General features: G+C 44.8%; 22 protein-coding genes. 4 read left to right on the top strand and 18 right to left on the bottom strand.

From position 1 onward, the window contains the following. Window positions 1–35 precede the first annotated feature (35 nt). The 9 genes from UQ64_RS10005 to mutS all read right to left on the bottom strand — a co-directional run bounded on the left by UQ64_RS10005 (window position 36) and on the right by mutS (window position 12,315). On the bottom strand, window positions 36–1,001 hold the full coding sequence (locus tag UQ64_RS10005; RefSeq protein WP_042188887.1) for an AAA family ATPase: 966 nt from the start codon (window positions 999–1,001) through the stop codon (window positions 36–38). Window positions 1,002–1,094: 93 nt separating this feature from the next. Continuing rightward, window positions 1,095–1,751 (bottom strand): YdcF family protein, encoded by a 657-nt coding sequence (locus tag UQ64_RS10000; RefSeq protein ID WP_060623345.1) that lies wholly within the window; start codon window positions 1,749–1,751, stop codon window positions 1,095–1,097. A gap of 4 nt (window positions 1,752–1,755) precedes the next feature. Next, window positions 1,756–2,310, bottom strand: a complete 555-nt coding sequence (locus tag UQ64_RS09995) for a ribonuclease FAU-1 family protein (protein ID WP_042128364.1) — start codon at window positions 2,308–2,310, stop codon at window positions 1,756–1,758. Between the two features lie 205 nt (window positions 2,311–2,515). Continuing rightward, the gene (locus UQ64_RS09990; protein WP_060623344.1) at window positions 2,516–5,098 is read right to left on the bottom strand and encodes a transglycosylase domain-containing protein; all 2,583 of its coding nucleotides are present in this window, start codon (window positions 5,096–5,098) and stop codon (window positions 2,516–2,518) included. A 139-nt stretch (window positions 5,099–5,237) separates the two neighbouring features. Then, window positions 5,238–5,477, bottom strand: a complete 240-nt coding sequence (gene hfq, locus UQ64_RS09985; RefSeq protein ID WP_060623343.1) for an RNA chaperone Hfq — start codon at window positions 5,475–5,477, stop codon at window positions 5,238–5,240. Window positions 5,478–5,496: 19 nt separating this feature from the next. Continuing rightward, window positions 5,497–6,477 carry a tRNA (adenosine(37)-N6)-dimethylallyltransferase MiaA gene (gene miaA / locus UQ64_RS09980; protein WP_060623342.1) on the bottom strand — a complete coding sequence of 327 codons (981 nt, stop codon included), beginning with the start codon at window positions 6,475–6,477 and terminating at the stop codon, window positions 5,497–5,499. Then, on the bottom strand, window positions 6,467–7,246 hold the full coding sequence (locus tag UQ64_RS09975; RefSeq protein ID WP_060623341.1) for a class I SAM-dependent methyltransferase: 780 nt from the start codon (window positions 7,244–7,246) through the stop codon (window positions 6,467–6,469). Before UQ64_RS09975 ends, miaA begins: the two co-directional genes overlap by 11 nt. Window positions 7,247–7,540: 294 nt before the next feature. Continuing rightward, the gene (gene mutL / locus UQ64_RS09970) at window positions 7,541–9,529 is read right to left on the bottom strand and encodes a DNA mismatch repair endonuclease MutL (RefSeq protein WP_082651054.1); all 1,989 of its coding nucleotides are present in this window, start codon (window positions 9,527–9,529) and stop codon (window positions 7,541–7,543) included. A gap of 32 nt (window positions 9,530–9,561) precedes the next feature. After that, complete coding sequence (mutS, locus tag UQ64_RS09965; protein WP_060623339.1) at window positions 9,562–12,315, bottom strand: DNA mismatch repair protein MutS; 2,754 nt, start codon at window positions 12,313–12,315, stop codon at window positions 9,562–9,564. A 374-nt stretch (window positions 12,316–12,689) separates the two neighbouring features. Between mutS and UQ64_RS09960 the strand changes: the two genes are divergently transcribed. Further along, window positions 12,690–13,487, top strand: coding sequence for a GNAT family N-acetyltransferase (locus tag UQ64_RS09960; protein ID WP_060623338.1), 798 nt, complete (start codon window positions 12,690–12,692; stop codon window positions 13,485–13,487). A 62-nt stretch (window positions 13,488–13,549) separates the two neighbouring features. On the opposite strand, the gene UQ64_RS09955 is transcribed toward UQ64_RS09960, so the two are convergent. The 7 genes from UQ64_RS09955 to UQ64_RS09925 form a co-directional block, all read right to left on the bottom strand. Continuing rightward, entirely contained in the window at window positions 13,550–14,935 is a 1,386-nt protein-coding gene (locus UQ64_RS09955) for a putative amidoligase domain-containing protein (RefSeq protein WP_060623337.1), read from the bottom strand. A gap of 223 nt (window positions 14,936–15,158) precedes the next feature. Next, on the bottom strand, window positions 15,159–15,716 hold the full coding sequence (locus tag UQ64_RS09950) for an outer spore coat protein CotE (RefSeq protein ID WP_060623336.1): 558 nt from the start codon (window positions 15,714–15,716) through the stop codon (window positions 15,159–15,161). Between the two features lie 225 nt (window positions 15,717–15,941). After that, window positions 15,942–16,964: an HD-GYP domain-containing protein gene (locus tag UQ64_RS09945; protein WP_060623335.1), complete on the bottom strand. Its 1,023-nt coding sequence runs from the start codon at window positions 16,962–16,964 to the stop codon at window positions 15,942–15,944. A gap of 164 nt (window positions 16,965–17,128) precedes the next feature. Then, window positions 17,129–18,115, bottom strand: a complete 987-nt coding sequence (locus UQ64_RS09940; RefSeq protein WP_060623334.1) for an aromatic acid exporter family protein — start codon at window positions 18,113–18,115, stop codon at window positions 17,129–17,131. 95 nt (window positions 18,116–18,210) lie between these two features. After that, window positions 18,211–19,047, bottom strand: a complete 837-nt coding sequence (locus tag UQ64_RS09935) for an ABC transporter permease (RefSeq protein WP_060623333.1) — start codon at window positions 19,045–19,047, stop codon at window positions 18,211–18,213. Continuing rightward, window positions 19,047–19,823 (bottom strand): ABC transporter ATP-binding protein, encoded by a 777-nt coding sequence (locus UQ64_RS09930; protein ID WP_060623332.1) that lies wholly within the window; start codon window positions 19,821–19,823, stop codon window positions 19,047–19,049. The genes UQ64_RS09935 and UQ64_RS09930 overlap by 1 nt, the downstream gene beginning before the upstream one ends. A 54-nt stretch (window positions 19,824–19,877) precedes the next feature. Next, complete coding sequence (locus tag UQ64_RS09925; protein WP_060623331.1) at window positions 19,878–20,900, bottom strand: ABC transporter substrate-binding protein; 1,023 nt, start codon at window positions 20,898–20,900, stop codon at window positions 19,878–19,880. 272 nt (window positions 20,901–21,172) lie between these two features. Between UQ64_RS09925 and UQ64_RS09920 the strand changes: the two genes are divergently transcribed. After that, window positions 21,173–22,873 carry an alpha-amylase family glycosyl hydrolase gene (locus UQ64_RS09920; protein WP_060623330.1) on the top strand — a complete coding sequence of 567 codons (1,701 nt, stop codon included), beginning with the start codon at window positions 21,173–21,175 and terminating at the stop codon, window positions 22,871–22,873. Here UQ64_RS09920 and UQ64_RS09915 read toward each other — a convergent pair. After that, entirely contained in the window at window positions 22,860–23,528 is a 669-nt protein-coding gene (locus UQ64_RS09915) for a hypothetical protein (RefSeq protein WP_060623329.1), read from the bottom strand. The genes UQ64_RS09920 and UQ64_RS09915 overlap by 14 nt on opposite strands. Before the next feature lie 142 nt (window positions 23,529–23,670). Here UQ64_RS09915 and UQ64_RS09910 point away from each other — a divergent pair, with 142 nt between their 5' ends. Then, window positions 23,671–23,910, top strand: a complete 240-nt coding sequence (locus UQ64_RS09910; RefSeq protein WP_042128392.1) for a hypothetical protein — start codon at window positions 23,671–23,673, stop codon at window positions 23,908–23,910. Window positions 23,911–24,418: 508 nt separating this feature from the next. Continuing rightward, window positions 24,419–25,045: an FMN-dependent NADH-azoreductase gene (locus UQ64_RS09905; protein ID WP_042188917.1), complete on the top strand. Its 627-nt coding sequence runs from the start codon at window positions 24,419–24,421 to the stop codon at window positions 25,043–25,045. A gap of 119 nt (window positions 25,046–25,164) precedes the next feature. On the opposite strand, the gene rsgA is transcribed toward UQ64_RS09905, so the two are convergent. Further along, on the bottom strand, window positions 25,165–26,256 hold the full coding sequence (gene rsgA, locus UQ64_RS09900; RefSeq protein WP_060623328.1) for a ribosome small subunit-dependent GTPase A: 1,092 nt from the start codon (window positions 26,254–26,256) through the stop codon (window positions 25,165–25,167). Window positions 26,257–26,438 lie beyond the last annotated feature (182 nt).

Genomic DNA, 26,438 nt, shown 5'->3' with positions numbered 1-26,438 from the left:
TCACGCTCCTTATGACGGTGATAGTATCCTGTAATTCATAATTTGAAATCCTCAGTTCGAAGCGTCATTAATTCCTGCTTGCCTGGGCTGGTACTTTCATACTGGTTTAACAGTCTTACAGCCTGCCCCCGAACAGCTTTCTCAATGGCGTTGCGAACATACCGCGCATTACTGAAAGCATGAAGACTCTCCGTCTTCTCTACTAACAAATGCTGCTTTAACTTGAGTATCGCCTGCGGCATCAAAATATAGTCGCGATCTTTTGCCATCAGTTCAGCAATTTGCAGCAGTTGATCAATCGTATAATCAGGAAATTCCACCTGTATCGGAAAACGTGAAGGCAATCCGGGATTGCTCATCAAAAAATACTCCATCTCTCCAGAGTACCCCGCTAAGATAAGTATAAATTGACTTCGATGATCCTCCATGGCCTTAACGAGCGTATCAATTGCTTCTTTTCCAAAATCCTTTTCTCCACCGCGAGCAAGGCTATAAGCCTCATCGATAAACAAAATACCACCCAAAGCCTTTTTTACCAGATCGCGAGTCTTCTGTGCAGTATGACCGATGTATTCACCGACAAGGTCAGCTCTCTCCACCTCAATGAGATGTCCTTTGGTCAGCACACCCATACGCTGGAATAGCTTAGCTACGATCCTAGCTACGGTTGTCTTGCCAGTTCCGGGATTCCCTTTAAAAACCATGTGATAAGCTTGCCCGCCGCTTGCAAGTCCTGCCTCAGTACGCATTTGAGCAATCTGTAACAAGGCATAGATTTCAAAGACTAGCTCTTTGATATTGTCCAGACCCACTAAACCTTCCAATTCTTGTGTTAGCTCTTGGAATAAGCTAGTATGGCCGTGATTTTTTGGAGGCACCGGCCGGCTCTCTCCAGAAGGGTTTGTTATAGCCGGAGGCTCTTGACTCCGCAATACAATATTGATTTGTCGAGACGGTCTTTCTTCCTCCCGTCCACTGGCCGCTGCTACGCGTCCGCTCATCGGTATCACCTCATTATCCAGGGCTGACTTCTCTAATCAAGTCTATTCCAGTAAATGAAGTGTTATTAGAAGATTCGGGATTTTTTGGACAAATCACAGGAATAGCTGCTGAAGCTTCCATTTCGTATAGGCTAGAATCTCACGTGTTTTATGTCTTGTCATCGATAGAACGGTGGATTCTGTAAGTCCCAGCTCAGGATTCACATATCCAAGCTCGTCTGCAATCTCATGTGAACGCCAACCATGATATGTATGCGTAATGATTATTGCTGAGGACAACCCTTCACGTGCCATAATCTCTTTACTATACAAAAGATTCTCGTAAGTGCTGGTAGCTTCATTCTCTACGTAAATGGATCTATCTGGCACTCCTTTAGCAACCAAATAATTACGCATTCCTTGAGCTTCAGTATATTGTAAATCTGGTTTATCTAAACCACCAGAAACAATAAGATTCGGGAACATCCCTTCCTGATAAAGCTTCAGCCCGTAATCCAGCCGTTCCTTAAGTCCAGGACTAGGCTCATCCCCCCACATCGACATGCCAAGAATGATCCCAACATCCGCCTTTTGCATAGGATCTGTTGTGGCAGCTTTATTAATATTGTTTAATGCATAAGCACACCACAACAATCCTGCAATCACAATAATCGATAAAGCAATAAGCAACGTTCGTTTCGTCCAGAATTTGCGTTTTTTGGAAACAATTCGAATCGGGGAAGAGTCTCTTCCGTAGACGTACCATTCCATTTCTTTATTTCCTCCTGAATTCTCCATGATGAAATAATTCGGCACGATGCTTCAAAGATAGTGAGAAATAAGGGAAAGCATGAGCATCAATGCCGCGTAAAATAGTATTGGCTGTCTCCCAGGCGAGTTTATAGTCACTTTCGGAAATATCTTCCCTCTCCAGTGCTTCCTCTAATTCATCCTCATCAAGCAAGAAAACCTCGCCGTTCCAAAGCACAACCACATCCAGATACAAATCATCAAACCATGGAACGCCTTGGTCTGTGACGCCTTGCACCTTGCAAGTGTCTATGTACCATTGAATGATATTTTGCCGTTCGTCAAACATAGCCGTCACAATATAGTGACTGTCTTTAGGAAAATATTGCAGCCAGGAATAACCTTTATCTGCAATACGATATGTATGCCGTCCATAGCTCTTCCACAGTGGTTCTTTCAGCCCGTAGATAGTATAAAGCGTAATATATCCGCTGAATTCCCGGCTCTCCACATAGCGGCAGGCAAAATGGCGACGCGTAATCCGGCGCCAGTTGGCCCGGTCTCCGAATTTACGTTTCATAGAAATTACCCTCTCCAGTATGGTGTATTCAGCTTAACACATTTAGCGGATACACTCAAAACATCCCGTAAAATACGGGCGATTATAATCACAGATACAATTAAAGAGATAAGGAATTGTAAAAAAAGCTGTCCCATAAGTAGCATTCACTACTTTTGAGACAGCCTCAGTAAAGAATAGCTAACTTCTTAAATACTAAGCGTAACTATTGAACAGAAGAATCACCATTCACATTGCCAGCCTCTTGATCAGGGCTTGTCGTTGCATTACCACTCTCATTCCCTGAGCTTTCGCCACCAGAAGGTACATCTGGTGGAGCGGTAGGTATCGGTGTTGCTGACGGTGGAGGCGTAGTGAATTCAGGAAGGGTTCCTGTTCCACTATTATTCCCACTTCCATTGTTGCCACCGCCATTATTACCACCATTGCCATTATCCCAGCCATTGTCTCCGCCATCCTCAGGTGTTGGTGTCGGTAAATTAGGATCAATGGTTGGCTCAGGTGTTGGCATCTCATCCTGTACAGAGACAGTAACCACATTTGATGGTTCACTTTCCACTTGGGTTGCAGGATCATAAGAAGTTACATAATACTCATAAACCAGACCAGGCATTGCGCTAAAGTCTCCTGCACTAGTCGTGACCGTATTTAACAGTAAACCGAAATCAGCCTCGGATGTCTCTCTACGATAAATGCGATATTCTACACTTGCAACAGGAACGGCCTGCCAGCCCAGATTTACTGTCATTGTAGATGGATCATAAGCTGCTGTAAGTCCACTAACATTCTTAGCTGGTTCAGGTGTTTCAGTAGGTGCAGGAGCTATTTCATTTTCAAGCTGTGGGAATGACTTCTTAGGAATATCCCTTAACGCTTCCTCCATCACTTTACCCCAGAATGCTGCGGCAAGCCCACTGCTATTCTTAAGCAGATGTTTCTTGCTTGGCTTGTCATAACCCATCCACACCGCAGCTGTCCATTCAGGTGTGTAGCCCACAAACCAAACATCACGGTTCGAGCTGATTCCAGAATATCCACTTTGAGTCGTACCGGTCTTACCAGCAACTGGACGATCAATCCTTGCTTTTCTACCCGTACCACTCTCTACAACCTTTTGCATCATCTCGGTCATTTGATAAGCCGTCTCCTTACTCATAACACGCTCAGGCGTTGTATTAGCCTTGAAGACGGTCTCTCCACTACTATCAGTGATCGATTTAATGGAATATGATTCTCTAAGTTCACCGCCATTTGCAAAAGCACTGTAAGCTTGTGCAATTTCCAGTGTATTCGTTCCTTTGCTCATACCTCCGAGAGCCAGTGAGAGGTTCTTGTCCTCGTCTTCCAGTCCAATCCCCAATTTCTTGGCAAACTTAAATCCGGTATTCACTCCAATTTCATTAAGCAACCAGACCGAAGGAATATTTTCTGATTTCTGTATAGCATCACTCATACTAATACTCTTGGAATATCCGTGAAGGTTCGTTGGGCAATAGTTAGAAAAACACTGTTTCTCGTTGCTTAACGTAGAATACTTGTCATACTTTCCAGTTTCCAGTGCTGGAGCATAAGCAACGATGGGTTTAAAGGCTGAACCTGGAGAACGTCGGCTGCCATTTACACGGCTGTAGCCTTTTTTCTCATAATTCCGTCCACCTAGAAGTGCGACAATGCCGCCATTCTCTTGATTCACGATGGTCATAGAACCTTGTACCAGCTCGTCGTCTACACTCTTCTCGAAATTATCACTGTCTGCAAAAGCATCCTCTACGGTTTCTTGAGCGTGCTTATCCATAGTGGTGTATATCTTGTAACCACCAATATTCAGATCATCTTCGGACAATCCAAATTTCTCCTCTGCTTCATCCACTGCGAAGTCAATAAAAGCTTGATAACGCTGTTTCTTTGCTGGTGGCTTATAATTATAATCCACGGCTTTCGCTTCGTCTCTTTCTTGCTCCGTAATATATCCTTGTTCATACATGAGTTGAAGTACTACTGCGCGTCGTTCCTTTGAAAGATCTGGGTTGCGCAGAGGGTTGTAACGAGACGGTCCCTTAGGCATCGCAGCCAATGTCGCCATTTCCCAAATCTTAAGATCATTCAGATCGCTCTTACCAAAATATCTTTCCGATGCTGCTTTTATTCCGTAGACCGTACCCCCAAAGTTTATTCGGTTCAGGTACATGGTAATGATCTCTTCTTTAGTATTCTGGTTCTCCAACGCTACAGCAATGGATACCTCAGTCGCTTTACGGAAAAATGTCTTATCCCGTGTCAAAAAGATGTTTTTGGCTAGCTGCTGAGTAATGGTACTACCACCTTCTACCATGCTGCGTGCAGCAATATCTTTTACCGCTGCCCGGCCGATTGACCATAAATCCACACCAGAATGCTCGAAGAAGCGTTTATCTTCTGTGGCTACAAAGGCATTGATCAATAACGGTGGAATCTTCTCATACTCTACAGGATCACTTTTCTCAAGCGATAATTCGCCGATTAAATTAGCATTGCGGTCATATACTTTTGTAGTTTCATTTACGGTCAGCTTATCTTGGTTCTCTAGGAGAAGCTTTTGCCCATTCAGCATAATGAACAGATAACCGCCGAGTGCACAGAAAATGGCCAACGCTGTAGCAAAGAACAAGCTCCACAGCACACGCTTCTTCGTCAAAAACTTCTTTTTCTTCTTACTTTTCGGTTTTGATTTTGAATTAGAATTAGAATTGGAACTGGACGATCCTCTATTTCTATTGTTATTCGTCCTTGATGTATCATCTCTAGACATGATGCCTCCTGACTCCCTTCCTTGAATAAATCATGTATGGACTTCTCTGAATGAAAAGAACAACCTTCTCAGGTTGCTCTCTCACATTCTATTCAAACGATTTATTAACAAGAAAGGTTTCACTTCAAATTTGTTAATGTTATTCTTCGTTATTATTGTCCTGCATAAGTGACACACTGCGCTGCGGTGTAAATGTGGAAATCGCGTGCTTATACACCATTTGCTGGCGCCCATCACTGTCAATAACGATTGTAAAATTGTCGAATGCTTTAATAATTCCCCGGATTTGAAAGCCGTTGGTCAAATATACTGTAGCAGGGATATTTTCTTTGCGTAGTTGGTTCAAGAATGTATCTTGGATGTTAATGGACTTGTTCATATGACGTACCCCCAATGGTTCAATTATATTGTTCAGAAGTATATTCAAGACCTGAGAGAAACTTTCCTGCTATTATAGCACGTATTTTCGAGAAATTCTCAGAAAAGTTTTGCTCACCTTCGACATCGATCCACTCGATTTCCTTCATGTGGCGAAACCATGACAACTGTCTTTTAGCGAATCGGCGAGTATCGCGCTTGAGCAGTATCACAGCTTCCTCTAGCGTCAGTTCTCCCGCGAGGTAAGCGGCAATTTCCTTGTAGCCCAGCCCCTGCATGGACACAAGGCTTCTGCTGTAGCCGTTATCCAGCAGTCCCTTTACCTCAGCAATAAGACCATCCGCAAGCATGCTATCAATTCGGTCCTCAATACGTTTATATAGTATTTTCCGGTCCATTGTCAAACCGATAAGGCATAAGTCATAGGGCGACTCCTTCTTTTGAGCGGCATGAGAAGCGGAAAGTGTGGTGTTTGTCTGGTGATGAATTTCCAGTGCCCGTATAATTCTACGACGGTCATTCGGATGTAATTTCGCTGCACTGACCGGATCAACCGCTTCAAGTCTGGCATGTAATGCAAGCGCTCCATATTCTTCTGCAAATTGATCCTGTTCTTTACGGAATGCTTCGTCAGCCACAGCTTCAGAGAATTGAAAACCGTAACATAAGGACTCAATATAGAGACCCGTTCCCCCAACAATAAATGGAAGTTTCCCACGACTGCTTATCTCTTCGATAAGTCTGCTACCTTGTTCCTGAAATTCAGCAGCAGAATATGGGTCCTGTGGATCATGAATATCGATTAGGTGGTGAGGAATTCCCATCATCTCAGCTGGAGTGATCTTAGCTGTACCAATATCCATACCACGATAAACCTGCATCGAATCGCCAGAAATAATCTCTGCGTTATAGGCAGCCGCAAGCTCTAAACTTAACCTGGTTTTACCTACAGCTGTTGGTCCTAATAAGACTAGAACCTTATGTCTCTCTTTAGTTGTCAATGTGTATCACCCCGTACGATGTTTTGGAGTTGCTCCGGAGCAGCTCTGTAAAGCCAAGCCTTTCGAATTCGCCGCTTAGAGCCTTTTCTTTCAAAAGAACAGTTTTACGAGCAACTCTTACCGCCTCAGCTACACTCTCTGTTGATAATGCTGCTCGATTAGCAAACTGCCGCAGCGGGGAAATCGAAGCAGAACTGGTCAACGGCACTCGGAACATCGGATCGAAGTACACAATATCTAAACTTCGATCCGGTAGAGCACGTAAGTAGTCCAAATGTTCACTATGCACGACATTAATTCTACGCAAGGCCTTATTAACCATTACTTGCCCAGAGGTATAGTGCCGCATCCCTTCATAGAGCAGTGCGTACAGCGGCAATGAGCTCTCCAGAGCGGTAACAACCGAGGACTCACCACCATGCACAGCAAATAGCAAGGAATCAGCGCCTAGGCCCGCTGTGCAATCTAGAACGCTATCTCCGGGAAGCATTCGAGCAGCGACAAGCATCGGTTCTATATCACCCTTTAGAATTCGTTTCGCTCGAACGAATCCCATGCTTGGGTGAAACTCCATAGGCTCCATCCCTAAGCGGTGTAAACGAACGGCATCTTGAGAAAGAATTAGTATATCCTCATCTCCGTAGTGTTCCACCATCTTGGGTATGGAGAATTTCTCGCGTGGAGCGTATTTACAGCCCGTTTTCTCTGCGAGATTCTGAGCCCGCTCTACAATTTCCATTATCGGGCTATAACCCGTAGTTATAATCATGTTGCCTCCAGTCATACTTACAACAAATTTCTATATAAGTTGATCTTAAAAACATTCTAAAAGGAAAAGTGACGGAGGGGAAGTTTGGAACTGTAGGAGCGATAGCGACCGCCTGAAAGCTTTCCGCAGGAAAGCTCACTTCGGAAGCACAGGCTGTCCCCGGATTTCAACTGTGAAACACGGTATATAATCAAGAAATCCGGGGACAACAGCGGCCGGAAGTCCAAGCATTCACCGCAGTCACGCAATTACCTTAATAGAAAAATTTCAAGTTCAACTAATATAGACTTACAATTACATCACCCGTTTGAACAATTTCTCCAAATCATAGGATGAAAAAGAGATCACAATCGGTCGCCCATGTGGACAAGTATACGGCTGTCTGCATGCTGCCAGACGAGACAACAATGCCTCGACTTCCTGTTCTGTTAGTTTCTGGTTGGCCTTAATTGAAGCTTTACATGAACACAGAATAGACGATTTCTCTCGCAGCTTTGCTAGGTCAATTAATCGTTCACTCAAGACCCACTCTGCCATTTCTTCAACGATCACTTTCTCCTCGCCTTCAGGAAACCAATAAGGCAAAGATCGAATCAGAAAAGTCTGTCCACCAAAATGCTCAAGGTACACTCCGGCCTGTTGAAACCAATGTAGACGTTCACTGAGTTGACGACTTTCCGAAGGCGTGAACTCAAGTGTAATTGGCAAAAGCAGATCCTGTGAAGCATCTTCAGGACGTCCGAATTTCTCATAAAAATATTCGTAATTTATGCGTTCGTGAGCTGCATGTTGATCAATGAGATACAGCCCACCGTCATTCTGAGCGATAATATAAGTCCCATGATGCTGTCCGATGTAATTTAGTTCCGGGAAGGCCGGAAGCCCAGGCTCTTCCTGCCGCGGTGGAGCCCAGAGCTCTTCAGCAGAAGGAAATTGCTTCGGCGATGCTGCAATTTCTTGCGGGCGATAGCTATTAGAATAATTGTTGCTCACATTATTCTGACGTCCTTGCGAGGAGGAAGACTGGTATCCTGACCCATAGGGTGGAGCCGTTTCACGGGTCATCTGATTATCAATCTGCCCCTCCGTTCTGAACTCGCGGGCGCTGTGTTCAACATTTGATAGTTGTTGTCTACAAAAGGAACTACCAGATCCCTGAGGAACTGAATCCTTGCCCACCTCAGTCGATAGCGGTGATGGTGGAACTGATCCTTTGGAAAAAGCAAACTGCTCTTGTATAAAAGAACTACTGCCCTTTGGACCGATGGTTTCTTTACCAGGACGCGGTATCAAACTTTGCCCTAACAACACTTTACGAATTTCTTGTTCAACAAACGTGTAAAGCTCATTCTCCTTACTAAACCGAACCTCCAGCTTAGCCGGATGAACATTGACATCCACAAGGGAAGGATGCATGTCCAGTTCGAGCACCAGCAGTGGATAGCGGTTAATCGGAAGCAAAGTATGGTAAGCACGCATGATCGCTGCGTTCAAACCATTGCTGCGAATATACCGTCCTCCCACAATGGTAGTCACTGCGTTTCGATTTGAACGTGTCCATTCCGGACGGCTTATATAACCAGAAATCTGGTAATCCAGGTCCTCTGCCGTAATTGGCAGCATAGCCTTGGCTGCGGAGGTTCCATACACCGCTGCGATCACTTGCAGCAGATCACCATTACCAAGCGTGTGCAGCAGCTGATTGCCATTATGATGCAAGGTAAAGGAGATACCCGGATGGGCTAACGCCATTCGATACATGGCATCCGATATATGACCAAGCTCCGTCTGAATACTCTTCATATATTTCAGCCTTGCCGGCGTATTAAAAAATAATTCACGCACCGCCAGATCGCTCCCACGGCCCGAAGGGGAATCCTCATTCCGTATTAAGTTACCGCCCTCAATATCAATCAGGCGTCCTTTGCCATCATCGGCTGTAGCCGTCAGAAGAGAGACTTTGGATACCGCCGCAATACTGGGGAGCGCCTCACCACGGAACCCTAAACTAGTGATCTGGAATAGATCACGTCCATTAGCGATTTTACTTGTGGCATGACGATAAAAGGCGGTCTCGCAATCCTCAGCCTCGATCCCCGAGCCGTTATCTTTCACTCGGATGCTCTGTAAACCGCCTTCTTCTACCGAAACCTCAATCCTTGTGCTTCCTGCGTCAATAGCATTCTCCACTAACTCCTTCACAACAGATGCTGGCCGCTCTACAACTTCACCCGCAGCAATCTGGTTGGCAATATGCTCGTCCAATATATGAATTTTGGCCAATTTCATTCACCTCTTATTTAGACAATCAATAATTAAAGATCCTTCGCTTTCATCTTCAGATCGTTCAGCAGACTCATAGCCTGCAGCGGAGTCATATTCATAAGATCTGCGTTACGCACAGAAGCGATGAATTCTTTTATCGCAGGATTTTCTTGAACTTCAGTTACAACTGCCGACTGATTTGCACTACCTTTCCGATTCTTACGTGGTTCTTCCTCGCCAAAGATAGACAATTGAACTACTTCATCGGCTATTGATGAGTATGAGTCCGCAGGAATCCCCGAAGTTTCTGCGATGACACTCTCGGGTTGTTGGATAGATGTAGTTGCGACCTCTTTTGCAGCAGCCTGACTTTCTAGTCCACCCCCATAATGAATAGAGGAACCACCCGGATAAGCCGCCTGCTCGATGCTCCGAAGCAGACCGTAAGCACGATCAATGATCCCTTCAGGAAGTCCTGCAAGGCGTGCACAATAAATACCATAGCTACTGTCTGCCGCACCCGGAACAAGCTTGCGCAGGAAGTTTACTTTATCCCCGCTCTCCTGTACGGCCATAGAGTAATTTTTAAGCCCTTTAAGACTTTCTTCTAAGTGAGCCAATTCATGAAAATGCGTCGAAACTAAAGCTTTGCAAGAAATGGTATCGTGCACATACTCAATTACCGCTTGTGCGATCGCCATACCCTCACTCGTGGAAGTTCCTCTACCAAGCTCATCAATAATAATCAAACTCCGGGCTGTTGCCTTTTCTGTCATAACCTGAATGTCGGCCATTTCTACCATAAACGTACTCTGACCTCCGATCAAATCATCGGCTGCCCCAATACGTGTGAAGATTCGGTCAATAAGCGGTACCTCTGCACTGGATGCTGGAACGAAACAGCCAATTTGAGCCATAATACAAATGAGTGCAACTTGCCGCATATAGGTACTTTTTCCAGCCATATTAGGACCAGTGATCAAAAGAATATTTCCATCTTCTTTACTGAGTGTACTTCCGTTTGCTATAAATGCCGATTCCTTTAACACAGCTTCCACGACAGGATGACGCCCACCTTCAAGACGAAGATCGTACCCATCCGATAGGACAGGTTTCACGAAGCGATGCTCTGCACTGACGGCAGCCAGACATTGATACACATCAATCTCAGCTACCTTTTCTGCAAGATTCTGCAATCGCGGAATTTGACCGCTGATTCGATCACGCAGTTCAGTAAACAGGCTGTACTCCAAATCTGTCATCTTATCTTGCGCTTCAAGAATCAGTGCCTCTTTTTCCTTAAGCTCAGGTGTAACAAAACGCTCTGCATTTGCAAGCGTCTGCTTACGTTCATAACGCCCTTCAGGCAACGCGGCCAGATTGGATTTGGTGATCTCTATGAAATAACCGAAGATTTTGTTATAGCCGATCTTCAGTGATTTGATGCCTGTGGCTAGGCGTTCCTTCGCTTCTAGTTCGGCGATCCAACGTTTACCATTACTGCTAGCTTCCCGTAGCTCGTCCAACCGGGCATGATAACCAGAACGGATAATCCCTCCATCTCGCACAGACACCGGCGCATCCTCTACAATCGCTCGGTCTATATCCTCCCGTATCTCGGCGCATTCATCCATGCTGGCACCGATCTCGCGTAAGGTCGCAGACCCCGAAGTCATACATAATTCCTTCAATGCAGGAATTTGTGCCAGTGATAGCTTCAAGGCATTCATGTCACGGCCATTCGCACTACCAAAAGCAATACGGCCTACCAGCCGCTCCAAATCATAAATTTCCTTCAACGCTAAACGCAGATCCTCACGAACAATAAACTGATTGTACAAATAATCTACCGCTTCCAGGCGACGTTCAATCGGCGCCCGCTGCAACAGCGGCTTATCTATTCTACGACGTAATAAGCGCGCACCCATGGAAGTCTCAGTACGGTCTAGGAGCCACAAAAGAGATCCTTTTTTGGACCGTTCTCGGACCGTCTCTGTAAGCTCCAGATTTCGGCGAGTAAACGGATCAAGAATCATATAATTACCTGGTTCATAAGGGGAAATTTGACTAAGCTGTCCCATTGAACGCCGCTGCGTCTCGTTTAAATAGGAAATTAGCAGCGCTAGACATTGTCCGCGTTCTTTCTCCAGACGGACCCATACGGCTTCACCGAACTGACGGCGTGCCAGCTCCTCCTCGCGTTTCTCCCAAGGTGTATACACGACAGGCTTCGCTAACAGAGGTGTTTCACTGCGTAATAGTTCCAATAATGCAGGGTCTCCGATGATCTCGGCCGGTTCATAAATGCCAATCTCATCGCGCAGCCACTCTGCACCAGATAAAACGGATGTAACATACAATTCACCTGTAGTTAAATCACAAGCGGCTAATGCCATCATCCCATCACTTTCGGTTACACAAACGAGGTAATTATTGCTTTTGTCAGCAATGATCTTCCCATCCATAACCGTTCCTGGTGTCACGACACGTACGATATCCCGCTTCACCATTCCCTTTGTGACGGAAGCATCCTCTAACTGCTCACAAATAGCGACTTTATATCCTTTTTCAATCAGGCGCTGAATATAACCCTCGGCGGCGTGATAAGGTACTCCACACATCGGGATCTTCTCTGCGCCCCCGCCTTCGCGACCTGTCAACGTAATTTCAAGCTCCTTGGAAGCCAAAATAGCATCTTCAAAGAACATTTCATAGAAATCGCCCAGTCTAAAAAATAGGAAGGCATCCTTTGCCCCTTCCTTTACTTTTAAATATTGCTCTATCATCGGCGTATATTGTGCCATGGTCAACCTCCATGCCTATTTATTGCTGTCCTCCATTATAGCAGAAAGTAGGCCAAGCAAAAACGCCTTCGGCGTCCCTTTAAGGACGGTAAGCGTTTGTGCGAGAAATATAAGGATAATGTATAGAGTGAAACTTATACTTTCTTATATTTTTACAAAGTCAACCTGCAACCGCCTAGAAGTTTATTCTTCTAGATCCTCAGACAAAAAATCACGAAATCCGACACTATTACTGAAGCTCAATGGGAAGTACCTTTTGTTTATATTTCAAGCATCCATCTTTCATTAGAAAGAGATGTATTCTTCTTCATTTTAATATTGTAAAATCTTAACACAGAGCGTTAGATTATAAGAAAATCAAAGGAGAATACCAAATGATACGAAGACTTACGGAGGATGATCGGGAACTTCTAATGGTTTTGCTACGGAAAGAGCCTGCTCTTAATTTGTTCATCATTGGAGATGTAGAGAATTTCGGGTTCGAACAGGATTTCATGGCATTGTGGGGAGAGATAGATCCATCTGACGGCCTTATAAAAGCCGTTCTATTACGTTTCTATAGAAGCTATCTTCCTTACGCAGATGGACCGTTTGATGTGGAAGGATTCGCTACAATCATGCGAAAAGACAACGATATTCATATGATTTCGGGTGTAACCGAAGTAGTAAAAGCCTTTGACGGAGTGATTAACTTTAAACAAGGAAAGCAATTGTACTTTGCTGAGCTAAAGGAACTGAATCCCAAAATTATAGCGCCCTATTCATCTGCTAATAACATTAATATAGCAACCGTTCAAGATGTGGAAGCGATTTGTTCGCTTACGGATACTATAGAAGAGTTTGAAAGCAGTCGGGATGGATCGAGAACAAGCCTGCGTAAAACATTGGCGAGTGGCACCGGCCGCACGTATTATATGAAACGTGAAGATCAGGTTATAGCAACGGCCTCAACATCGGCGGAAAATTCCATGTCAGCAATGATCGTAGGGGTCGCCACGCATCAAGCATTCAGAGAGCAAGGATTAGCTACAAGTGTAGTTGCACAGCTATGTACAGACTTGCTCCATGAAGGGAAATCTTTATGCCTCTTCTATGACAACCCTCATGCTGGGGTCATTTACAAACGACTTGGATTTCAGGATATCGGCTCTTGGAGCATCATGTATATGTAGACAAGCATAAACGCCTTCGGCGTCCGAAAAACTAATACTTTCTAATATTTTGAAATATAAGTTCAAGCTCTAACTTTGCTGCACCAGAGCTCACGGATATCGCGAGATTCATCCCACGTTCGTTCAGCGGCGATATACTGAAATAAAGGCTCAATGTATGGGGCGGCCTTCTCGTAGCCGCCTAGAGCGCGTAGCTGCGCCTGCAGAGGGGGTACTGCGTCGCGCAGAGGAGATTTATCGCCGCCGTAGTAGGCGATATGCAGGTCTTCCCGGTCGAGCGGACGCAGCGTCAGGTCTTCATAATGGCTCACGATAAGGTGAGCCAGATAGACCGCACCTTTAGCGATGACCGGAGATACCAGGAAGCTCGGCAAGGTCCGGTACTCGAAGCCGCCATGCGGCTGAATCCGGAAATCGCCGAGCACACCGTAACGAGGACGACGCGCCCCTGCGCGGACGTCCTCAAGCAAAAGCATGGGCAGCGCGAGATAGTTGTCGAGCGCGCGCAAGAGCGGCGCCGTCAGCGTCACGCCGCTGAAGTGCAGATGGCCGCCGAGGGCCCAGCCCGTCAGCGGCATGCCTCCCGCCCGCCAGCGCAGCGTGCGGTCGGCGATGAGCCGGTCCGCCGTGGCCGCGGCGGACATCAGCTGCGCCAGCAGCGCGCGCGGTTCCCCGCGCGGCTGAGGGCGCAGCTCGGCGACCGGGAACGCGCCGCGCGTTCCCGGAGGTCCGGCGTCGCAGCCTGCGACGCCGTCCGTGGGCAGGTACCGCGACGCAGGCACGACGCGGCCGGTGGACTCCCGGAGGATGATAAACTCCGGGTCCATGCCCATGAGCAGGCCGCTGCGGCCTGGCTGCTCCAGCGCAAGGCTCCGTTCCAGCGCTAATGCTGCGGAACGATAAGGCTCTGGCAATGATTTGCCGGAAGTCTGCAGAAGTGGAGTAACTCCCTCCACAACATACCTCCGGTTCCCCATTGCCCGCAATCGTACTTCACCGCTATCCAGTCCCAAGCTGTACAAAGTCCGAACAGCAATACGCTGAAGTAATTTCATTACCCCGCGCCACTCTCCTGGTGCAGCCCCCATTGACTCGCTGTTATTAACACTATCCATTCGTACAGCCCCGGCTAGCAAATCGGAGGCTGCGCGCATACCTAGACCTGCTCCAAGTGAAGTGATCTGCAGAACGGTCAAATTATACACGAGGATGTTATAGCGCTGTTTATGGGCCTTATTGGAAGACATTATATCGTATGTATCTTCTAAGCGATTTCTTTCATCTGAGGTCTGGCTTCTCTGCAGAAGTTCTTCTGAACCCTTCATTCTTGACAATTCCTGCTTCCTAGACGAAGTCAGCGTCAGCGTCGCTTCAATACCACTCCGAAGTAATCTGGACTCTCTCTGTGCTGATGACAATCCCGAATACACCTTAAACCCTTCATTCATTCTCCTGCCCCTCCATCCATCGCAGCCCTAGATATGAAAGCCCTGCAATAGCACATCTTCCCCATTCATTCGAACCAAGTTGTTCCAGATCCACCCTGGTTCCAGTTTTTAATGCTAAAAATAAATAAAAAAAAGGAGGGCATTCGCCCTCTACGCCGCCGCCCTACCTACATATAATGGACCATAACCCATCAGTACTCAGTTAGCGGCGGCGTATCCTTCCTTACAGCTCATCATCCAGATTGTCAGGGTCCAGATCATCGTAATCGAAGCTATCACCGTCAAAATCATAATCCTTGTCTTCTAGATCATCACTTTGCTCAGTGACATACACACGGACTTTGGTCTCAGCCACCAACTCCACTTCGAACTCGCGCTCTACGCGAAGTGTCACACCGCCTCCGCCTGGTGATACGCCCGCTTCTACACAGTTGGGTTCCTGCGTTGCCTCCGCAGAGACCTCAACGGTAGAAGTGCGGTGTCTCGTGTCCAGGTACGAAAGCGGAATGAGCTCCACATAGGAGACCGTTTCTTTAGCTACCTCGGTCTGCTTGTTCTTGTCGTACGAGTACCAGATGTTTACATCGTAAGTACCAATTACTTCGATTCCGTTCCCGGCGGCAACCGCTTCGTACTGGTGGTTGATAATCCAAGCCCCCAGAATACTAGTCGGGTGATGTGGCGGAGTCACGGTATGGGTTGCTGTAGAGAACTTACGACCTTTGCCGCAAATTGCCTTCGTAATGATCTCCCTTGTTTGACGTTTATGGCTTAATGACATCTTTAAACCTCCTCCATACAATCATTCACTATCAAGTGTATGCAGGTTCTAGGCATTTGTTGATTGTTAGTCTATAAATAAATTTGAGTAAGCCCTCCAGAGGGTCTTATCAGGAGACTTATAGTTCATTTTATTTCAAAATTTGAACAGATATGAGTAGATTATAAAAATGGTCCAGCCTATTACATACCCATTCTGAACGTTTAAAACACCTTATAAAGCCCGCTAATGCGGGATTACGCGCACAATACCAATGGATCTATGTTTGCTTAGGTCAATAAAATCGTCATCAATATTCACAAGTGGACGCAGTGGATCAGTAGCAAGAATCATAATGATTTTCCCTGTCCGTCCATCTGTCAATTCCACTTCATTCCCTATCATTGACTGCATTAACTTATTAATAAAGACTCTACAAATATAAGGGTCAAGCTTGCCAAATACGCTTTCCTCCATCTGCAACAACACTTCATATAGAGGTGAGGCTTTACGATAAAACCGGTCGGATGTCATCGCATGGAACACGTCTGCTACTGCAACAATTTTACTGAAATCAGTGATCCGATTCCCAAGCACGCCGAAAGGATAACCGCTGCCGTCCATTCTTTCATGATGCTGCAGGGCGACGAGTGCTTGCAAATGATTGGTTCCAATAGTATCCCGGATCATCTCGTAACCATAGGTCGTATGCTTTTTCATAAGCTGATACTCCTCAGCGGTCAACGGGCCCGGCCTGGTTAATAATTCATCCGGAATCCTCATTTTGCCGATATCGTGAAGAGTCGCCGCGATCGTCAGCATACTCAAATCCTCTGGCTTTAATTTCAGCCATTTACCTAGCAAGGTAGATAAAATACCCACCGCAACATTATGTCTGTATGTATAATCATCCTTAGACTGCAATGCAGCCAATACGCCGTAGAAGTCATTCTTTTCGCTTACCTGCTGAATAAACGGAATCACTTCATTTCTAACTTCAAGCATAGGAATTCGTTTGTTTTTGTTATGACGAATCTGTTCAAAAATATTCTCTATTGCAGCTGTGCAATCATCAATTGCAAGTTGGAAAAATTCCGCGCTATCCAGCTGTACGACGTCATGAGACTCTAGGGTGATCTTATGTTGATTAATTAATCGTATATGCTCAGCACTTAATAAAGTCAATGCGGGTAAAACAAATACTCCTTTGTCATTAAAAAGGTTAGCTACAAGCTGTTTTCCTATAAATGATTCCATAACTTTGTCCATACGCCTCACCTGCCAATGCGGAAAATTCGACTACCGAACTTCCTGCTATTATTTGAACTCACCATAAAATCGTTAATCATATCTTTGATCAACTTTTAGCTCATACATATCTTATCGTGATTTTGACAGAGATAGTTAATACTTCAGTTTATTAAAGCCACAATTTAAGCCTTATTTCGAATCTTCAGACGTTTCTCCGACTTGTAACTGACCGGGATTTTATGTCGCTTAGCGATCTTTAAATAAAGGGCCAATTCCCTGCATAACTGAAGAATAGCAGAGCGTACTTCAAATTCCTCACGTGTCTCCGGCAGATCCATTTCTTCGAATTCTCGTGTTAGCTCGTCCAGCAAATGTTCTGTTCGACCCGTATATTCTTCCGCAAGCACATCCCCGCTAAGCTGATCGAATAATTCAGCAACCATCTCCCCATGTGGTAACTGGCGATACACTTGAGAAAGCAGCTGCATCATACTTTGAATCGATTCGAGTTGCTCCTTCCGCATGTAGAAATAGACATTCCAGGCTTCATCAGGATGAATAACATGATTCTCCATCTCACGGGTAGCTGCCGTTAGTCCCCGCTGCACGGCATTATCTGCATCAATTAATTCTTTACCGTCCCAAATATACGCAGGATCACGAAGCGTGCGGGCCATCTGTGTAAAAACAACCGAAAAATAGCGATCCACTTCCTTACGGATCCCATAAATGACTCCACCAGTCTGAGGCATGTAAACCAAGTTTACCAGTCCTGCTGAACCGAGCCCAATAGCCAGAAGCTCTATTTGCTGCAGCAAGACATGGAGCGATAGTTCAGCTTGTCCAAACACGCGAAACACGATAACCGAGCTGGTGACAATTCCTTCTTTGTAGCCAGACTTTACAATCATCGGGAAGCCTACGAGTACATACAGCCCGAGCACCCAGTAATGGAACCCTAGAAGCCAGAATAGGATGCAGCCAAAAAAGAGTCCCACGAGCGAGGCTAAAAAACGAGCCGTTATCGTTCGGAAACTCCTTTTCAAAGTAACCTCTACACCCAAAATTGCCAGCAAGCCTGCACTCTGCGCATTAGGTATACCTACTGCAGACGCAACTAGTACGGATAATAACGTAGCTGCTGCTGTTTTAATCACACGAAATCCCATAGCCTTATCTCTCCTTACAAGCACTAACCCAATATATAGGTAAAGATATAGACATGTTACAAGATTTTGTGTACGGACACAATATTACATAAGGTTCATCGCCCGGATAATAACCGCTTCTCAAGATACACCACTAGTTGATACATTGCCGTAGCTACAGCCGCGATAATCAAAAGACTAGACATTACTAGCGTAAAATTAAACACCTGGAAACCATAAATAATCAGATAGCCCAGACCTGATTTAGCGACTAGAAACTCCCCTACGATAACCCCTACCCATGACATCCCCACATTCACCTTTAGGGTGGATACCACTGTTCCGAATGAGGCTGGAAGAATCACTTTAAAGAACACCTGAACTCTAGAAGCACCGAATGAACGAACCACCTTGACCAGATTCGGATCCACACTGCAAAAACTGTTGTATACAACAAGCGTCGTAATAATCACCGTTATAGATAAAGTAGTAACAACGATAGCAGTGAATCCGGCTCCGAACATGACGATAAAAATCGGCCCCAGCGCCACTTTTGGCATACTGTTAAATACGACCATATACGGATCAAGTACTGCTGATAAAAAAGGAGACCACCAAATAATTACAGCCAGCAGAGTCCCAAGCAGCGTTCCCAGTACAAAGCCTACCGCAGTCTCACCTACCGTAATCCCCAGATGGGGCCACAAGCTCCCACTAACCATGTCTCCCCAGATCTGGCGGAAGATTTTTGTGGGATAGCTGAACAATAGTTCATCAATCCAGCCCATTCTTGCTCCAGCTTCCCATAATACAAAGAATAGCAGCAGCAGGCTGCTCCTCACGGCAATCACCTGATTGCGCCAGCGTTGCTTCGTTTTTTTATAATCGCCATGCATTTGCTGCAGCCACTGTTCACGGGAAGCTAATAACCCCGATTGCTTCGTATGCCTCATTAGCTTTCCCTCCCTGCAATCTCCATCTCTTTCCATATTTCATGAAAAAGCTCCGAAAAGCCTGGCTGATCACGTGCAAACAGCGGAGGTGCTGACCGGATTTGCTCTGGCACTGAAAATATTTTGCGGATCTTCCCTGGATTTCGTTGTAGAAGAATAACACTGCTACTTACCGCAATCGCCTCTGATAGATCATGAGTGACTAATATTGCAGTCGTTCCCCTGCTGCGTAAGGTCTCAGAGACCAAATCTTCCAGCTGTAATTTGATCTGGTAATCAAGCGCCGAGAACGGCTCGTCTAGTAGAAGTAGTCCAGGATTTGTAGCCAAGGTACGTACCAGAGCCACTCTCTGCCGCATCCCACCTGATAACTGAGATGGAGAGACGTGCTCTTTACCTTCTAAACCCATCTCTCGAAGCAACTCCAACGTCCGCTTTCTGCTCTCCTCGTTCAAGCTTCCAGTTAGCTCAAGACCTAGAATGGCATTGCCCAGAATACTCCGCCAAGGAAAAAGATAATCCTGCTGCAGCATATACCCAACCTCTGGTGATGGACCCAAAATGGGTTCGCCATTTACGAATACTTCACCTTGAGAAGGCTGCAGCAGACCTGCAATAATCGATAGAAGTGTTGTCTTGCCGCAACCACTTGGTCCAACTAAGCTAACGAACTCTCCTTGCTCGACATTAAGGTTCAGGTCCTCAACGGCCAGTGAAGCTTCACGGTCGCCAAGATAGGCATGCGTTACTCCCTTTAATTGCACTACTGGAAGCATTGTCAGCCCCTCCTTCATTTTTGCATCATCCTATTTAGGATCTTAGGTTTTCACTTATTTTGAAGTGCTGTTCTTTATGTTCTTCTCAGCTTTTTCAGCAAAACTGTTATTCACTATTTTGTCAGCGGGTACGCGTTCTTTAAGCTCACCAGCATTATCAATAACATCGAGCAGATTGTTCCATTCTTCTTGATCTATAACTGGATTAACAGCATAGGTATCCTGTTCCTTATAACGTTTGACTGCTGAAACCACGATATCTCTATCCGTCTTATCAAAATAAGTCATAATCGCATCCGTAATTTCTTCAGGGCTATGTTCCTTCACCCAAAGCTGAGCACGCTGGATCGCATTCGTGAACTTCTGTACTGTGTCTCCATTTTTACTAATATAGCTGTTCTTAGACATAAACACAGTGTATGGTAAATAGCCGCTTTCCACACCAAACGAAGCCACTACTGCCCCTCGGCCCTCACGTTCGAAAATTGAAGCCTGCGGTTCAAACAGCTGCACATAATCGCCTGTACCTGAAGCAAAAGCACCAGCAATATTGGCAAAGTCGATATTCTGAATCAAGGTAATGTCTTTGGTTGGATCTATTCCTTTTTTAGATAAAGTAAACGCTCCTGCCATTTGTGGCATACCGCCTTTTCTTTGTCCAAGGAAGGTAGACCCCTTCACTTTATCCCAGTTAAACGCTCCGTCAGCCTTACGGGCAAACAGGAACGTTCCATCCCTCTGAGTCAGCTGTGCAAAATTAATGACCGGATCATCTGAACCCTGCTGATACACATAAATGGAGGTTTCAGAACCCACCAATGCAACATCGATGGCACCTGAGAGGAGTGCAGTCATGGTTTTATCTCCACCGGGGATCGTCTGTAGCTCTACGTCAAGTCCTTCATCTTTAAAGAAATTTTGAGATAAGGCCACATATTCGGGTGCATAAAAGACAGAACGGGTGACCTCACCAATCTTCACCTTTACCAGCTCTGACTTTCCGCCGCAACCGGCAAGCACTGAAAAGCATAAAGTAATGATCATGAGCGACAATGACAGCTTCTTCCTAATCTTCATTCTTCATTCTCCTTTCTTACCGGGTCCTTCGCCCTTGCTTAAAGCATATGCAGAAGCCTACAAAAAGGTTAAAACCTCCAATAACATAGGGAAATCCAAGAATAACCATGATACTTGCGACTTTTATTAAAATAATGGATAAATATCGATTAATTTGCTGTTTTTGTATCTGTGCAAACGTTTTACCAAAGAGGTTAAGTTCGAGTACTATAGAAAATAAAGCGCTTACCATTTCTTATATTGGAAAATTGCAATAGAAGGGGTTATTACATATGTATAAAGGTAATTCATTCAAAACCAAAAAAATCACAATATGCTCTCTGGTGGGCATCAGCCTAACCACATTACTGCTGTCCGGTTGTTCTGGAAATCAAAGCAACAAAACATCCATTGCTTCACCCTCCCCTAAAGCAGACTCCGTTCAGAGCACCGCCACTCCCCAAGCTGCAAAAGTCATAACTAAGACGGACGAACAACCTTCCACGGTTTATTATGAATTATTTGTTCGTTCCTTCTATGATTCAAACGGGGATGGCATTGGAGATCTCAAAGGAATCACTCAAAAGCTGGATTATTTAAATGACGGAAATCCTGAGACCAAGGACGATCTGGGGATCGGTGGAATTTGGCTAATGCCCATCAACCCATCACCAAGCTATCATGGATATGATGTAACCGATTATCGTTCGATAAATCCTGATTATGGGACACTTGAGGATATGCAGGAGCTAATTACAGAAGCACATAAACGGGGGATTAAAATAATTATGGATCTGGTTGTGAATCACACTTCCAAAGAACACCCATGGTTTGTGGATTCAGCTAAAAACACTGACAGTAAGTATCGCGATTGGTACGTTTGGGCTGAAGATCAAGGTCGTGCCGCAAACGGAGCCAGCGCAGCTGGCGGTGGCAATGCTTGGCATTCTTTACTTGGCAGTCATTATCTAGGCGGCTTTTGGGAAGGCATGCCTGATCTGAATTTCGATAATGCTGAAGTTCGTACTGAAATGAAGGACATCGGAAAGTTTTGGCTGGAGCAAGGAGTGGATGGATTCCGACTAGATGCAGCGAAACATATCTACGAAGATCTTTTAAGTGACAAAACTGAGGCTACTACCGCTAAAAATGTATCCTGGTGGCAGGAGTTCCGCAAGGCCATGAATGAAGTAAATCCAGAGGCATATATAGTTAGCGAGGTATGGGAGAATTCTGCTGTCACTGTCGGAGCTTATTTAGATCAAGCCTTTGACTCAAGCTTTAACTTTGGCTTAGCAGAAACTCTAGTGAATTCGGTAAAAACTGAAAAAGACAGTGGAACTGCCTTTACGCTGGAACGAACGTATAAATTGTATTCCAAAATATCCGACAACCATTTTACCGATGCTACTTTCTTAACGAATCATGATCAAAACAGAGTCATGAGTCAATTAGATACCAACCCGGATCATGCAAAAATGGCAGCAGCCCTACTGTTAACTTTGCCTGGAAATCCTTTTATCTATTATGGTGAAGAAATTGGAATGCTGGGTGTGAAGCCTGATGAAGGACTTCGAGAGCCAATGAGATGGATGGCAGCCGATCAAGGAGAGGGGCAGACTACTTGGGAGGCTGGAAGTAATAATGCAGGTGCCATCAACGTTGATGTCGAGAGCCAGATGCATGACAGTAGTTCACTGCTAGAAAGATATCGCGAACTCATTGCGTTAAGAAATGAGCTTCCAGCGCTCCGGGATGGTGGAATCCGTGACTATGCATCTGGCAATACCGGGGTTATGGCTTACGAACGGCTAACAACACAGAATCAGGTGCTCATCGTTCATAACCTTACTGGGAAAAAACAAACAATTGTACTGAATCCCAATGTCGTAGGCTTCTCTTACTCCAAGATCCTTAAGACGATTTCCCTCAAATCGACCTTGAATTCAGATCAACTCACCATTCCTCCTTATTCAACCGCTATTGTGGAGTGAGAAATGAGGAAGCATGCAACACCCACTTTGTTACTGATCCGCATAATTGAGCTTTTGTAATCGGGAGAGCTATAAGCCAGTCTTTGGATGGATCACTGCTCATTCGCAGCAACCAGCCACTGGAATGATCGCCCATGAAGCGAGCCTTTTGGAAAATCCATCCACTTTCACTGGATGTGCAGAGTCGTAATTCACCTTCCGCCATGAAGCACTTCATTACCCGTGCTAGTTGGATGGAATGTACATCATCCCCTGTCTCTGCGGCTAAACAGTCTGAGAGCATTTGCAGCGTGGATGAACATGAGCTTCTTTTCAGCTCCTCAAATTTTCTTTTTGACATCAGTAATGCCGGAATCCCATGATTGTAGAGTTCCTTCACGTTCACACATTCGAACAATTGAAGACAAAAGCTCTCCGTTTCACTTTCATCCTTTAATTCATAGGGCAGGGATTCTGGCTTACTATTGCAGATTACTAATATTCGGTCTTTATGTATTTGCAGACACAGATCCTTCATCTTCTCTTTTTCTTTATATTTCAATCTACAGATCCGTTCTGCGTTAGAACCTTTATGTAACTGATCCATTACTACTTGACCCTCTATCCCATCTGGGAATAAAAAATCCGTTAAATCCGTCAATCCATTGTCATTCACATCATTGTATCCTTCCTGTATTTCATATATATGTATATTAATCTAACAATCTTTATGTTATCATAAGCTAATTTTAAGGTAAAATTAAGAAACAAAGGGTATTATCATTAACATGAAATACTTTTAGCGAGGTGTCTTCAAAATGAGAATGCTTATAACATTTCAGAACAAACTTGTCCCTGTGTATTTCACAACAGAAAATAAACAGCCTACTCAAAAAGTACTTAGATTACTTAACAGTACGTTGGAGCTCAAAATTCAAAAGGGCAAGAATGCCATCCAGAAATGCCTGAATTCATTAATTAGTATCGAAATTAAAGGCTCTGAAGCTATATTGCACAGTTATAGTGAAAATGATTCATTGGCGTTATCCCTCTATTAATAGAGGGATAGTTTTTTTGTAAAGTTTCTTTTACCTTTTAGCAGACAAAAACAGCAAGTCTCTGAATGAGACTTGCTGTTTTTAAATTTTTCAGCTTTAGTAATGAATGATTACACGAGTATGGGGCATTTTTAGCTAATCTTCTAGTTCTTATTCTCTGCTTTTTCAGCTCTCTGTATTCGAAGTTTAAAGAGTCTCACTAAATTTTGGCGTGTACGCTCTTCGTGACAGGTATCCAATTTCTTAATGATAAACCGATCAATGGACATGTCCATCGCTCCTTTTAATTCATTCAGATATTTATGGATATAGAGATGGATATAGGGAATTTTTTCCTGTTACAATGTAAGTTTATTAACCGGGATTTCTATTTTTCAAACGCTTGTTCCTTTATAAAATGCTCAATTTCCCAAAAAACAATTACAAAAAAATAATTTACAAACAAAATAATACATGCTATATTATTTATAGTTAATATTAAATACACACATCCAAGGGAGCAATTATAATGTCTAATGTTTTATTCATCAAAGCAAACAACCGTCCAGCAGAACAATCCGTAAGTGTTAAGCTTTACAATGAATTCTTGGAGAACTACAAACTCAACAATCCAGAAGATGAAATCACTGAACTTGATCTGTTCGCAGAGCAACTTCCTTACTACGACAACACCCTGATCACTGGTATGTACAAAGCTGCTCAAGGTTACGAACTAACAGCTGAAGAAGCAGCAGGTGCTGCTGTAGTTAATAAATATCTGGAACAGTTCATCGCTGCTGATAAAGTAGTGTTCGGTTTCCCACTGTGGAACATGACTGTACCAGCTGTATTGCATACTTATGTTGATTACCTTTGCCAAGCTGGCAAAACATTCTCTTACACTGCTGAAGGTCCAGTTGGTCTTTTGACAGGTAAAAAAGCAATTGTTCTGAACGCTAGAGGTGGCATTTATTCCGAAGGTCCTGCAGCAAGTGCTGAAATGGCTGTAAACTTCATCGTTGGTAACCTTAACCTTTGGGGTATCAAAGATATTACACAAGTAATCATCGAAGGTCACAACCAACTTCCTGCACAATCCGCTGAAATCATTGAGAACGGATTACAATTGGCTAAGGAAACTGCTGCATCGTTCTAATACAAGCTTATAAGAGAAATCAATCTAAAGGGTGACCCTGAGCTCAGGGTCACCCTTTTTTTGACTTTCTAGCCTAATTGTACACTACTCTTGTCCCCATCTCTGTCTGTAAAGTCCTTCTAATACTCATCCAGTTCTTTACGCCAACCGTACCCTCTAGTCCTTGTCGAATTAACTTTAGAAGAAGCTGCGGTTTTTCTCTTGAGTTTCACCTCTTTGGTGCTTTGGTACAGCAGCTCACGTTGTGTCTTTCGGTAGTTTAGCAGTCTCTTCTCCTCCAGCTCACCGGTTCGAACCGCTTCAAGTACCGCACAGCCCTCTTCACGTTCATGTCTGCAGTTACTAAACCGACATGCTGCAGCTAAACTGCTAATATCACTGAACGCCAAATCTAATCCACCTTCATCTTCCCACAGCTGCAGCTCACGCATCCCTGGTGTGTCCACTATGATTCCTCCGTCCGGCATAACAAACAGTTCACGGTGAGTAGTGGTATGGCGTCCACGGCTATCTCCTTCTCTAACATCCTGTGTAAGCTGAAGGTTCTTTCTGCATAGCCAGTTGACCATCGTTGATTTGCCACAGCCTGATGAGCCCGTCAGAGCCACTGTCTGTCCACTCCCGATGTAAGGCAGCAGTTTCTCACGGCCATTATCTTGCAGTGCACTAACCGCATGAACCGGCACACCTGGAGCTGCGCTTTGCATTTCGGCGATTTTACTCTCTGCATCTAGGCAAAGATCCGCTTTGGTCAGTAGAATGACTGGATTTGCCCCACTGTTCCAAGCCATGATAAGGTATCTCTCCATCCGCCGAACATTAAAGTCGTCATTCAAAGCACTGACCAGAAATAAGGTGTCTACATTCGAGGCAACAATCTGCTCCTCTTGTGTATTACCAGCTACCTTGCGTGAGATGACACTATTCCGAGGCAATAACCCGTGTAAAATCGCGTGTTCACCCCCATCCTGCATTGAAAGTGCCACCCAGTCACCGATTGCAGGAAAATCACCTGAAGCCACAAACATATGTCTCAGCTTTCCTGATAGCTCACCCCATGTCTCTCCCAAATCAGTCATCACCCTGTACTTACTTCCAAAATCACCTACAATTCTTCCAGGAACAAGCTGCTTATCCTCCGTTTCCTTCCACTTTTCATCCCATTTTAAACTCCAATTTTCATTCCATCCATATTGCTGTATATTAGTCATTCGAATCCTCCTAAAGATCTGTTTAAGTTTTAGTTTTTATTTACCATGTACTGCTAGCATCTTCCGAGAACACAAAAAGCCGCCGGAAATTAAGACTCCGGCGGCGGTCTACACTTCATGAACTCTTCCAGGACGAAAAGGGCAAAAAGTGTATACACAATCAGAAAAGTGTCTCATCCTAA

Source organism: Paenibacillus etheri (assembly GCF_001012825.1).
Taxonomy (GTDB): Bacteria; Bacillota; Bacilli; order Paenibacillales; family Paenibacillaceae; genus Paenibacillus_AQ; species Paenibacillus_AQ etheri.
This window is presented reverse-complemented; position numbering and strand designations above follow the sequence as displayed.